6 protein-coding genes are annotated in these 12,856 nt (G+C 54.4%); all 6 read right to left on the minus strand.

Features of this window, described 5'->3' with window-relative positions:
- Positions 1-464 precede the first annotated feature (464 nt).
- On the minus strand, positions 465-8,114 hold the full coding sequence (locus ACFPPD_RS19965) for an S-layer homology domain-containing protein (protein WP_209748146.1): 7,650 nt from the start codon (positions 8,112-8,114) through the stop codon (positions 465-467).
- 35 nt (positions 8,115-8,149) lie between these two features.
- On the minus strand, positions 8,150-8,644 hold the full coding sequence (locus ACFPPD_RS19970; RefSeq protein WP_209748144.1) for a hypothetical protein: 495 nt from the start codon (positions 8,642-8,644) through the stop codon (positions 8,150-8,152).
- 153 nt (positions 8,645-8,797) lie between these two features.
- The gene (locus ACFPPD_RS19975; RefSeq protein ID WP_209748142.1) at positions 8,798-9,934 is read right to left on the minus strand and encodes a HesA/MoeB/ThiF family protein; all 1,137 of its coding nucleotides are present in this window, start codon (positions 9,932-9,934) and stop codon (positions 8,798-8,800) included.
- A gap of 111 nt (positions 9,935-10,045) precedes the next feature.
- The gene (locus ACFPPD_RS19980) at positions 10,046-11,326 is read right to left on the minus strand and encodes a zinc metalloprotease (protein WP_209748140.1); all 1,281 of its coding nucleotides are present in this window, start codon (positions 11,324-11,326) and stop codon (positions 10,046-10,048) included.
- A 73-nt stretch (positions 11,327-11,399) separates the two neighbouring features.
- A complete protein-coding gene (locus tag ACFPPD_RS19985; RefSeq protein WP_209748138.1) occupies positions 11,400-11,549 on the minus strand; it encodes a hypothetical protein in 150 nt (49 codons plus the stop codon).
- A gap of 54 nt (positions 11,550-11,603) precedes the next feature.
- Positions 11,604-12,839 carry an NAD(P)/FAD-dependent oxidoreductase gene (locus ACFPPD_RS19990; RefSeq protein WP_209748137.1) on the minus strand — a complete coding sequence of 412 codons (1,236 nt, stop codon included), beginning with the start codon at positions 12,837-12,839 and terminating at the stop codon, positions 11,604-11,606.
- Between the last annotated feature and the right edge of the window lie 17 nt (positions 12,840-12,856).

The raw sequence follows: 12,856 nt of genomic DNA on the forward strand, positions 1-12,856 counted from the left end.
GCCTTGCTCCATCGGATATGTTACGCGCATTCCCTGGGATTCGCTGCCGCCCATTGAAGCGCCTTCTCCCGACAACCTGCAAAAGTGCAGTTTGTTTGGGGTAATCTTGTCAAAACGACTCAACAACCTGCAATAATACATTTTGTCGAGTCGAAATGGAGCGTTTCTCGCGAAAAGTAGTAAACAACCTGCATATTTGCAGGTTGTCTACGAACTTTTAAATAAACGAGCCAAACAACCTGCATATTTGCAGGTTGTTTAGCTGTTGCGGTGAAAACGGCTAGGCGTAAACGGCAGAACGGCAAAAATACGATTGAGTAACCGTGGATAAGGACTTTCTCGACAACATTAGCCGACGGGACTTATTCCGTCGGCTTATCTTTTTTCATCCGCATGTAAGCGGAATACGCATAAAACATCCAGGCCCATGCGCAAGGTCATGGGCCTGGATCCAATCCTTCCTGTTATTCCTTTGTGATTCGTCCTAAGTGATCCAGCGAACGGAGGAGGATGACGGCCGCTTGAGCGCGAGTCGTTTTCCCTTTCGGATCGAAGCGATTGTCGCCCACACCTTCCATCAGATGAAGCTGTTTCAATGTCCGCGCGTAGGGTTCCGCCCAGTCCGAAATCCATTCTTCATCGGCAAATCGGGCTCCCGCAGCGCTTCCGTCGACCTTGATCCGGAGCGAATTCCCTAGCATGACCGCCATTTCTTGACGGGTTACCGGATCGTTCGGACGGAATTCCCCGTTGCTCCCTGCCACGATGCCAAGCTTGGCTGCCTGATTAACGTACGACGCGTACCATGCGTCTTCATCCACGTCCTTGAAGACGCCGGATGAAGATTCGGATTCCGAAGTTACGCCCGGATTCTCCTCTTGATTCACTATCGCCAGAAGCAATTTAGCCATCTCCGCTCTCGTGATCGTTCGCTCCGGAGCGAACCGCGATTCGCTTACCCCGCTTAAGACATGCCGGGAAGCCAGGATATCGATTTCCTGCTTCGCCCAATGGCTCGTCACGTCTGCGAAAGGATTCGCGTAGGAGAGAACGGCATATTCGCCGGTCCGATCGATTTCGGTTTCGATCATTCCTTCTTTTGCGTTCCATACGCCTCCCGCATACACCCATTGAGCGGACATTTCATCTTTCCGATAGATACCCAGCTTGAGCAAGTCGATCAGCTCCGCGGGTGGCGTATGAACCCGGAGCGAAAGCTGCAGCCTTTTGCGGAATGCCGGACTGACGCCGGAGGAAGCCGGTTCGAACGCAATGGCCAGAAGCGGACCAAACGGCCTGTATTTCCCCGAAAGAGGACCGATTTCCGGATTCCGGCTCAAGACAAGCTTGGAGTCCGCGTTGAACGTCCCTTCCGGAGCAGACAGTCGGACATCTCCCTCGAATCCCGACCACTCCAATGCTTCCAAAGACAGCTTCACCGTTGCCTTCGAGTCGGAATTCCCGGCTGGAGTCGGATCAGAAGTCGGATTGCCGTTGCCACCGCCTACGCCGCCAGTGCCGACCGCCCCGACCCGAATGACTTTACCCGCCGAAAGATTAAAGTACGTATCCGCGGTAACCAGCTTCACCTCATAGGAAGCCTGCGGCTGCAAAGCCCGCAGCTCCGCCTTGCCTACGCCGCGTTCCACATTGACCGGTTCTGAATAGCTCGCGTCACCCAGCTTGCGCCAGGAAACGATGACGCTGCGCAAATCAGGATCCGCCGGATCTGTCCACGTGATATTGTAGCCATCCGTTCCGATTGCTGCTGCGCTTGGTGACCCCACCTCGCTAGGCGGGGTCACGTCCGCGACCAGCGCTTTCTCCGAGATCACGGTCCCCACAGCGGTCACGCCGAGAGATTCCACCTCGGCATCATTCACCGTTGTTACCTTCACCGTATAAGCGATCCCTGGTTCCAGGTTTGTCAAAAGCGCATAGCCCGTTCCCTTGTCAACGTCAACCGTAACCGATGGATCGAAATCCCTGTCCGAAGCCCGTTTCCAGTACACTTTCATATGATCCAGCTCCGCGATATCCAACTCGCCCCACTGGACAAGCAGCTGTCTTTGTCCGGCAATTACCTCCGGCCTGTCGGCTGCATCGTGCGGCACCGCATTCGAATCCAGCGCCGTCAGGTCATCTGTATAAGTCGATTCCATCGGAATAGAGGCGTAGCTTGAAGCTTGTGCCAGTACTTTGACCCGATAAGTCTGACCGGCCTGCAGCGCGGACGCGATGAACCGGAATGATCGAGCCACTTCATGACCGTCCCCATCCTGCTCGGCGTCCACCGCTTCCACGGTGCCGGAGATACTCTCCCCGTTCGAGGACTCCAATGTCACAACACCAGACTGCTTCACCGAAGAGACCAGCATGTATTTGCAGAACGCCAGCTGCACGCCGCTTCCGGTTGTCGCCAACGCATCCACGACCTGCGGAGCTTGCAGCGACACCATGCCGACATTCACGTCAAAACGCGGCGGCAATACGGTGAGTTCCCGAGAGACCGCAGGAAGATACCCTTCCTTCTCGAACTGCACCCGCCACTTGCCTTCCGGCACATCCCAGCCGTAACGCCCGTTTCGGTCCGTCGCGAGCGGATTGGCCTGCCCGTACCAATCGGCATCCCAAGCGCTCCAGGCCAGCGTGTCGGGATCATGGTACTCGATGGTTGCGGTTACCCCTTCCAGCCGGTTGCCTTCCACCGTTTCATAGACGTAGCCGCTCGGATCCCAAATCCAGACCGGATCCGCAACCTTATCCTTATCCTTCGGCTTGTCGTCTTTCGGTTTGTCCTCATCATCCCGGCACCGCTCGATGGCGCCGGCGGCGGCCATCTGGTCCCGCCAAGCTTTATTATCCTCAAAATCTTTCTTCAAGTAATCGAGATTTTGTTGCCATGTCGCCTTTGCCGAATCGCCCAAAACCGTAAGCACCGTGCCGATCGCGAGTGCGCCCCAACCGGCCGTTACGACACCCGCCACTCCGCCGATGCCTGCGAATGTAGCTTTCAGCACCAGCATTTCACTGGCTTGTTCGTACAAGTTTTCGGCTTGCTGCAAGTAGTGCGCCCTCGAAGGACCATCGCACTCGCCGCCGTAGACGGATTCCGTGAAGCTGACCAAATCGTTCTCATAGTCTTTGAAATCGAGAAAATCTTCGACGTATCCCTTCGCCGTGTTCAAGTATCCCAATGCGCTGGTCAGCTTGGATTCCGGCGAGACAAAACTCATCACATTCATGACATGGTCGGTATTAATCGAGTCGCCCGCAAACGAGGCATAAGCGGCTCTCATCTCATTGGTAAATAACCGGGTTGCCACAACGCTCGTAAAGGTGACAGTCCCTGCCTGCTCGTTCACTTGTTTCTCGAAGCTGCGGTAGGGGCTGGATCCCTCTTCGCCCAAATTCACGCCTTTCGCGGAAATTCGGGCGTATACGAACGTTCCTTCCGGCAGCTTGATCTTGAACGCCGGCGAATGGAAGAAGCCGTTTCCTGACGAGTCGCCGAATACTTTCCGCGTTTCTTCCGCGCTGAGCTGCTCGTAAGCGGTATTTCGGAAGCCTTCCGGCATCGTTCTCGAATAGCTCTGCCACTGTTCGGTCGTTGGTGTCGAAGGCATCCGGGCAGTGCTGGGCGCCGTGTCGTAGGTTACATAAATGCCCGTTTGCATCGAAGTGACTTCCGGAGTCACTATCGCTCTGAATGTCGTGGAACTTCCCAGTCTTTCAGCCGAAACTGCCTGATCCCCTACATGAATCCGAACATTGGATACACGACTCGCTTCCGTCACATTCGCTTCAAGAATCAACGGGACATTGGGCACGATCACATACGGAAATCTGGAGACCCCTTTTTGCGGATCCGTAGTCACCGTACGCCCGTCGGGTTGCTTTATCGTAAATTGATCGACAACCGCGTGAGTGGAATCGATCGATACCGTTGCGGGTTCCGATTGAAGAACGCCGCTTGCCAAAGACACGCGCGCTCGGAGTTCATATTCTATGCTCGTGCGCCAGATCGAAGAATCCGGCTTCTCCGGCAGCTCGACCGCAGCGCTCCAGAAGCCGACCGGAGAAGCCTCCGCCGTGCCGATCGTCTCCCCGTCGGCCGTTACCGTCACCCGGCTTCCGGCAGGCGCCCGTCCGCTCGCATAAATCTTCTGCGATGCAGAGCGCTGCGGAGCGGTCAGAGTAAGCTGAACAGGCGTCAGATATACCGCGCCGACAAGCTCCTCTGTCGGCGCATCGCTTCCCTTGCGATAGGATATGGACAGCCTGGCTTCCATCTGCTTGAGGTTCTCATTGCCCATCTTCAACCGATAATGAATCGTACCCGACTGGCCAGCCGATTGCCCGCCAAGCGGAATGAGATAACGCCCTTCGGATTGCTTGACGGAGCTGGCCGCGGTTCCGTTTACCATCACGCTCTCTTCCTGAAGCGTGGCACCAAAAGGAACTTCAAGGATTAAATTCGCATCCGCAAGCTGCACCGGGATGCGATAGCTTCCCCGGAAGGATACCGCCTCGCCTGCGCTCGCTTCGCTTTTGGCATGGAGTCCATTTCCCTCTTGGCCATAGAAGAGCAAGGGCTCATCCGAGAATACGAGAGGGGGGATTTCCAGGATTTTGCCTTCCTCGGCCGTCACCTCGCGAATCAACCTCTTGTCGGTGTTCTTATCCGCAAGATTGATCCGATAAACACCTGCTTCCGAAAGGCGAATCGTGAAATCTCCGTCCGCTTCGAATTTCAATGTGCCCGAATGTTTCCAGCTTTCCCCTTCTTTCTTTTCCAAAGCGCCTTGCAGCCGGTTGTAATTGTTCATTCCTTCTACCTGGCCGACGATACGCGCTTTTTCCTCCAGCTTCAAATGAGCGAAACCGTTGCGCATGTCGTCCAGCACGATATTCGTACAGACTAGTTGATAATTTTCCAATAGATTATAGGAGCAAACCTGAACCTCATCCCCCGGCGTGCCCCGGATCGGAATCCGATTCTGGAAAGCTCGGCGCGGTTCCGCATTAAATGAGGGATTCTTCGACGTTGCGGTAACGCCATAATCCACGGCCTGCCGCCAATCCTCGATGTTTAGCTCGCGCGGCGCTTCATCCAGCGGGGTAAATATCATATCCATCTGAATATCCCCGAGACCGTAACTCGTCACTTGTAAGGGAAGATGAGCATCCGTGCTTTTTTCCATCTTGATTTTAATGGGCCCGCCGGGGATCACATAATTCGGCGGTCCTTTCTTCTCTGCCACGAGAAGGAAGTCTCCCGCAGGCCCAGTGAGGGAGTAGGCGCCTTGCTCGTTCGTTACGGTCTTGCTCTCGATGGCGGATTTATTCATGAGCAGAACCGTTACCCCTGCCATTGGACGATTATTCTGGTTCGTAACTACGCCATGAACGACACCCGCCGTAGGTTTGCTTGCAGTAAGCGCCAGCTCATTCTCGCCGGGCCTCAGCGTAATCCGCTGCGGCTCAGGCTGCGCATACATGGAGGGAAGTTCAACCTCCGCCCGAATGACTTGCCCGGCATAGCGCTCTGTCCTCATGCGGTAGGAGCCCGTTACCCATTTGACGGTCTCCAGCAATTGATTGCTGTCATCGTCGTATATGCGCAGCACCGCATCGCGAACCTCCGCATCGCCGGCCGTTCTAATCACCGTTTTAAATCCGGCGAGAGGCACCGGCGACAACGTCGTGCCGGCTCGTACAACGTTGGTGACGGCCGCCTCGGCATGCTCCCGCAGACGCCGTCCGGCGGTATCGATCATTTCCACCTTGTACCGGGCCGGACCCGGTAGCGATACGACATAGTCTTTATTTTCCGTCCATTTAAATCCGGTTCGATAGAGGTTGTCCTCACTGGACAACATCACCCAAGATCCCTTTAAGGCATCTAAATACGTATTGTCGATCTCTACGAGCAGCTCGCCGGCAACCTGCAGCGGAAGCCGGGCGGCACTAGCCGTGATTTTAGGATCACTGGCGGAGATCGCCCGAATGGACCGTATCCATTCCGTACCCGCCGGAAGCGTGAATGCCGCCTGATAGACGCCGAGCTGGCCAGAAATCTCTCCCATGCCTACGGTCGCTTGCCGCACGGCTTCATCTCCAAGAAGCCGGTAACCGATTACCGCTTGCAGCTCCTGACCGGCGGTGCCGAATGCGCGAATAGCGAGATCGGAACCCATCGGGATTTGTCCGTCAACCACATTCGGATGCGACCAATCGACGAAGTTGATCTGATCCTCCGGTGGAGGAGTTGCGGTACATGGGCCGTCGAAGCAGACAACATGAACGCCGCTGCCGGCATCCAATCCGATTTTGTAAACCGCTCGGGTGCCGTCGCCGCTGATATTTGGAACTCTGGTTGCATGCGCGCGATTACCGATATGCTTCACTTCATTGGTTACAGTGTTGATAAGAACTGCGCCGCGAAGAGAATTGTACAAACCATCTTCAGACCGGTTGTAATAGCTCACCACTGCGTATTTTCCGTCTGGGCTGATTTGTGGAACCCCAAGCCCTCCATTGTTAAGGTTCGGATCAAATATTGCTGCGGTCGCCCCTGACTCCCGATTATGCAAGAACGTTTCCCCGTTACTGCTTGCAGCAATCGATTGGCCGTCTCTTGAAAGAGCAGCCCCGCTAACATAGATCTCCTCGTTGTCGATTGTGAATTTGACATTCTTTATCTCGCCCGTCTGGACTTCATATCCGTACAAATGGCTGTTTCCATCGCTTATGCCTTCCTGCAAATTTGTAGCCCAAGAGAAAAATGCCGCATACCGCCCGTTGCCGCTGATGACTGTCTGATTGCTGGACCCATTCCCTTCTTCCCCGACATTGTTCACGCTGATCCTTTTCAATATGCCCGTCGAACGTTGGTAAAGAAAAGCGTCGCTATAGCCATTGGTGTCTCCGGGGACGACCTGATCGGATGAACTGGTGAAAACCAGCCATTCTCCGTCCTCGCTGAGCGACAGCCATGTCGGTAGAATGCTGCCGTTACCTACAGAGGTAAATTTGCTGTTTTTCCGGTCATAAATATATAAATCGGAAGTTAAAGAGCCGCTCTCTAAAGCGGCGTAAGCCACGATGCTTCCGTCGCCAGACAACGCATAGGGTTTGTCCGTGTCAAAAGTGGTCGTAATATTCTTCATATCGCCGATACGTTCAACAAGCCCTGTACTGACGTTATACGTATATAAACCGATAGATGTACCTCTCCTGCCGATAAAAGCGGCCGTGCTTCCGTCCGTTGAAATGGTCGGATGCCACAGTCCGGAGAAGCCTTCCGTTTCTGTGGATACTGCCGCCATCTCTACCCCGTATTGGTGGGTGGTCGCGGTCTTTATGCGAGACGGTGTCGCGGATTTATTTCCCGCTCTGTCAATCGCGTAGATCTCATACGTATAAATCTTCATTTCCTGCAAATCTTGATCCCGGTAAAACAGCTCTTTGGTTTCCCCGATTTTCTTGTTTACTGTCTCTCCCTCGTCGATTCTCCAAATCTCATATCGGTCGATGGTAAGGTCAGGAGAATAACTTCCATCTGGATTGGGAATTGTGCTGTCGCTCGTCTTCCATTCCAGCAGCACCTGATTGTAAGCCGGATTGCTCCATGAGTCAAAGTTCGGTTCCAGCGGAGTAACCGTATCCAGTTCCACCCTCTGCGTTTCCGAAGGCGCGCTAGTCTCCCCGCCCTTCACCGCTACGACGTATACTTCATAAATTCCATCCTCGGATCCTAAATAAGCATCCAGCTCGAAACTGCCGATGTCTCCGTAAACGACTTCGGTCACCGAAGCGGAACGACCGACCTGCTTGTTACCGCCCTCCAGATGATAATAAACCGTGACCACCGAATCCAATGCCGCTTGACCCTTAACCGTCAAGACCCCTCCGACCGCAGCCGGCAGCGGCTCCAGATCAGGCGCAGCCAAAGCTTCCGCAAGCGCTGCGTTCCCCATCGTCGCCTCGGAAATGAATTGCGTTACATTATAGGTCCCCTGTTCCTCCTGTGCCGGCAGTTGCCCGCCATTCGCGAGCGCGGGTACCGCCGGAGGCAGCATGGAAACCAATAGGGCTAAAATCGTCGCCATGAGAATTGCTTTTCGCCATAAGAACTTCACTTGCATCACCCCTTGATTTCATAAACGAACGCTCCGGTAACGGTCCGTTTATCCTCTTGGTCCAAGCCCAAAGTAAACATGAACATCTCTTTACCTCGAGTCCCGGAATACATATAATAGCCGCTTTCCTTCATTTCGAGGGTTTGCGCATATCCGGCGCTTCTGACGTACTCCTGGTAAAGCTTCACCACTTCGTCGAACGGCTTCTCCGTTTCTATTGAAACCGTAGTGTTGCCTGCATCATTTTGAGAGGAAGCCGTTACCTTCATTCCCTCCGGCTTGGGAATTTCGTCCGGAAAGCTTTCCGGCCATTCGGATTCGGAGGACAGCACCGTCTTGCCGGCATCCGTCGTGATCGTCACGCTTCCCTTCTCTCCGCCTTCCACCGCAATCTCTGCGCCATCCTTATCGCCGGAATCCCCGGTCCCGGAGCAACCTGCGGCAACCGCCGCAATGACAATGACGAATGCCATAATAGCTAATCGAAGTTTGACTCTCATATCACTAATCCAACCCCTCTACTAAATTGCATGGAATCTCTCCATGTTAATTTCACCTATGTCCCGCCAACAATAGTGTTATTCCCGATCCGACCGGGAATTTGACCGGGAAATTGTTCGAATATCAAAACGCGGTGATTTAGGTCGAGTTGTTCATCCGTCAAAGCTACGGGACTTCATCGGGTTACAAAGAGGGCACCGTGGATGAGTGGCCGTGAAGTCCATCCGTACCTCGCTTGTGTATGTGTGAAAATCCATCGCGATCACTTTTCCGGCCGATTGCAGCGGAGCGAAGCCGGTCAGCATTCGCGCGATCTCGCTTGCGACAGCGCCGATGAGCAGCATGTAATGAGCCGCAATGGCCGTACTGGGCATTCTAAAGCCGGATGCCAGGTATTCCGTAAGGAACGAAGCGCGGGAGGCATCGGCTTCATTTTGGATCAAATGATTGCACTCGATACAACCGGTTTGACCCGGGATGACGGAATAAAATTGTCCTTCGACCAGGTTAACACCGCCCCCGATCCAAGGCACCCGAAGCTCTAGGCATGCCTGATTCACCCATCTTTCCAGTTGTACAAACGGCTGATCCGCTGCCAGCACAACCAGGCTGCTGCCGGCAATGACGTGCTTGGCCGTTTCTGCCGACGTCATTTCCAAATCCACCGCTTCTATCTTCATCGCGGAGTGAAACCGCCGGATATTGTCCGCCGCGGCGTCGATTTTCCGTCTCCCGATATCCTGTTCGTCGTAGAGGATCTGCCGATTCAAGTTGCTACGCTCCACGCGGTCGAAATCGACGATCCGAACGCTCTCCACCCCTAGGCATGCCAGGTTAAATAAGATACCGGAGCCCAGCGTTCCGACTCCAATAATGGTGATATGAGCTTGCTTCAGTTGCTCTTGCAGATGAATCGAGCTCTTTGTCATCGTGGAATAAAGCGAGAAATAATTCAGATTCGCCTTATACCGATCCCTCTCCTCCAGGGATAAGCGGGTGAGCCCCTCCGCTCTTGCATCCTCCAAAAACCCCAGTTCGTCCAATTCACTCACCATCTGGATAAGATCGTCCATTGTAAGCTCGGAATGGTCCCGCTTCATTTCGTCCCAAATCTGATCTGTATCTCTTGTCCCATCCATGAGGCGAATGAGCTTTGCAATGGAGCCATCCTCATCTTCGATTTCAACCGCCCGTTTCGGGATCAACTCGCCGATCCGCAAACGATTCCCGTCTTCGATGCGTCTCACGAACAGTATTTTCTTAAATATAGGTTTTGCCGCATTTCCCATCGTTACAGGCCCCCTTAACGATAAAAAGACGGGATAGCCGCACTACCCCGCCCCCGTTCCCATCAGTTAAAGCTCAGACCGGTTGTTTTAATGCCTGCGACCGGTTTTACTTTAATTTTCTTCATGGGTTCTCACCTCCTTTCCGACACGCATTCTCCTGAGCTTGGCGAGCCAAGAGTAGCCCAACACGCCAAAAGGCACGAGGCACATGACGAGCAGCAGCAGCGCATCCGCCCAAGGCCACGACCCGACGGGGAACTCGCGCAGACGATCGGCAGCGGCCATGCAAAAGGAATAAGCCAGGGGAACGTAATACCGAATAAACCAGAGGAACGACAGCGCCATTCCAATCAAGAAAAATCCCGCATATCCGTATATCAACCTTTTCTCGCGTTCAGGCACATTCCCCCAATCTTCCTGATCCATGGTGCGTGGCTTGCGTATGAGCCGTCTAAGGAAGACGTGCGTATGTTCAAGCAAATGCTCGACCCGCCAGCAGGTCGTGATCACGTAATAAAGATCGGTTTTCATAAAAAAAAGAAATTGAAACAGCAAAAGCTGCAGCAAATGAAAATGCACCATTCGGATGATCCCCATGGACTGCGGATCGAGAGCGAACCATCCCCCGTGATGAAAGACCTGTATCCAAACGCCGGCCGAGAAGAGTACCGCATCCACCAGCATGCCTGCCAGATAAGCCCGGTATCGGTGCTCCCTGGGAGTCAATATAATCCCGGTCATGTCGGTCTCGGCAACCGGAAATACAAAGCGGTGCCCCAATCCGATGCGGCAAATCACGCCTAAAGATCGTGCAGCCGTGACATGCGCCAGTTCGTGTACGAAGAGGAGAATCCACGCGATCGCTAAAGCAAGGGTGATATTCAGCGACAGAGAATGTAAGACGAAGAAGTCGGGAACGGTCGGAAGGTAGCTAGGATGAAATGCAATCCATCCGATGGTGAGGAGAAGCAGCGAGGCAGCGCAGACGTATACTTTCGGATGAAACCATATCGATCCTAGTCGGGAAGGAATCCAGTCGAAATGCCCCTTCCGCTCTGCGGGTGGAGATACAATCACTCCGTCAATTCGATGAATGAACTCATAATCGTAGAGCAGTTCTTCGATAAAACCCATCACATCCACCGGTTCGGGATCTTCCGCCAAAAGCTCGCGCTCGATGTCCGCAGCGGTTTTCTTTTGCCGAAGCCGTTCGATGATTCGGGCTCCGATATCGGGTATGATCACATACCGATTGATGTCCGTCCGGCCAACGAGCGCTTCGGCATCGTTCTCCCTTCTGATTGCCAGATCGTGGAATGTGACCATGCTGTCCCGGGTTAATTTATTGCTGTCCAGCGAGTTCCCTCCCCAGATCTTTGAAAATCGGTTCACTCCACCTGCGATAAATAAGGAGGTCAGTCTCTTACCTGGAGACTGACCTCGGACATGCGTTATGGCAAGATGATTAGCTGGTCGTACTGTACACGATGATACGGCGAGCTTCTTCCGTTCGGCCGTCGTTCGAATGGGCGGCATTCCACCACAGGCCCATCGCCATCATCGCCGCGAGCGCAATCCATGCCAACCTCTTGCGGCCCTTCAATCTTTCCTTCATCCTCGAGTCCTCCTTCCGATTCGATTTCCCCTCAAGCAAACCCCGACTCGCCCTTCAACCGGGCGCTCCGGAAAGCAAGCTCCCGATCAGATGTTCAAAATCTTGCGGTTCTACCGCATGGTTATAGATGCCGAGAAAAGCCCGGGTCGCTTCGGAATGGGCGGCGATCAGCCGATTAACCGCCCGCTGCTCCGGCGTAAACGGGACGTTCTTCGTAAACTGGCACGCCATATGGAAGCGGGAAATCATCGTCTCTTCCATCAAGCTCTGGTACGTTCGGGCCATCTCCTCCCAACTGGCTCCCCAGTTGCCATACCGGGTCAATACGCCGGTCAGGATCCTCGCGCTGTACAGCGCGTCCTGCATCCCTTGCCCGACGGCGGGGTCTTTGAACGAGAAGGCATCGCCGACGAGCGCCCACCCCTCTCCCATCCCTTGATACCAATCATTGTCATAGCCGAGCAGCCCTTTCACCGAGCCGACAAGAGAAGATTTCCGTAGCCGTTCCGGCAAAGGGGAGTCCGTGAAACCGCTGTCGACCAGGTCCCGCATCGCCGTCTCCGGAGAGCTGGCGAATCGCTGGCCCCATTCCGGATCATTCAGCGGGTACATGACGCCTATGACGTGCAGATTGTCGCTGGTCGGAAACACGATTCCGATTTTGTCTCCTATTTTATACAGCTCCGCATGTATGTCTCCCTCTTGCTCATAGCCTTCGAAATAGCCGACATAGGAAGCGAAGTCGGTCGGCACGGATAGGATGCGCTCGCTGCCTACCAGCCCCCGCAGCGTCGAGCGTCGGCCGTCGGCGCCGACTACGAGCCGGGCCGAGAAACGCTCCTCTTCCCCGTTGCGGCGAACGCCCGTAATTCCGGTTACCGCGTTGCCTTTCCGGATCACGTCCGTGACGCGGAAGCCTTCGATCGCGGTTACGCCGGCTCGCGACGCCGCATGCTCGAACAGGATATGATCCAGATGCGTCCGCCTGACGCACAAGCACTCGGTCTCCTCGGCCACTTCGGGAAATTCCCCATCGATGACGGCATCTTCGAACTGGACAACGGCCCGTTTGTACAGAGGCGCGCCGGTTTGCAGCAACCGGTCAAGGACGCCCATTTTCCGCAGCATCGCGACGGAGTTGCCGAAGAAATTGTGGGTCGACAGAATATCGCTCGGGAACGAACTCTTGTCCACGAGCAGCACCTCAAATCCGGCTTTAGACAATTCATAGGCTAGTGCTGATCCGGCAACCCGGGCGCCTACTACGATGACATCGTAATGATGGTTCATGCGATCATCCCTTCTCC

Origin of the sequence: Cohnella suwonensis (assembly GCF_042655365.1) — a bacterium.
In the GTDB taxonomy this organism is placed as follows: Bacteria; Bacillota; Bacilli; order Paenibacillales; family Paenibacillaceae; genus Cohnella; species Cohnella suwonensis.

Coding starts and splice junctions, on each gene's coding strand:
- ACFPPD_RS19965 (WP_209748146.1), bottom strand. CDS start 8,114: ATGGCGACGATTTTAGCCCTATTGGTTTCCATGCTGCCTCCGGCGGTA.
- ACFPPD_RS19970 (WP_209748144.1), bottom strand. CDS start 8,644: ATGAGAGTCAAACTTCGATTAGCTATTATGGCATTCGTCATTGTCATT.
- ACFPPD_RS19975 (WP_209748142.1), bottom strand. CDS start 9,934: ATGGGAAATGCGGCAAAACCTATATTTAAGAAAATACTGTTCGTGAGA.
- ACFPPD_RS19985 (WP_209748138.1), bottom strand. CDS start 11,549: ATGAAGGAAAGATTGAAGGGCCGCAAGAGGTTGGCATGGATTGCGCTC.
- ACFPPD_RS19990 (WP_209748137.1), bottom strand. CDS start 12,839: ATGAACCATCATTACGATGTCATCGTAGTAGGCGCCCGGGTTGCCGGA.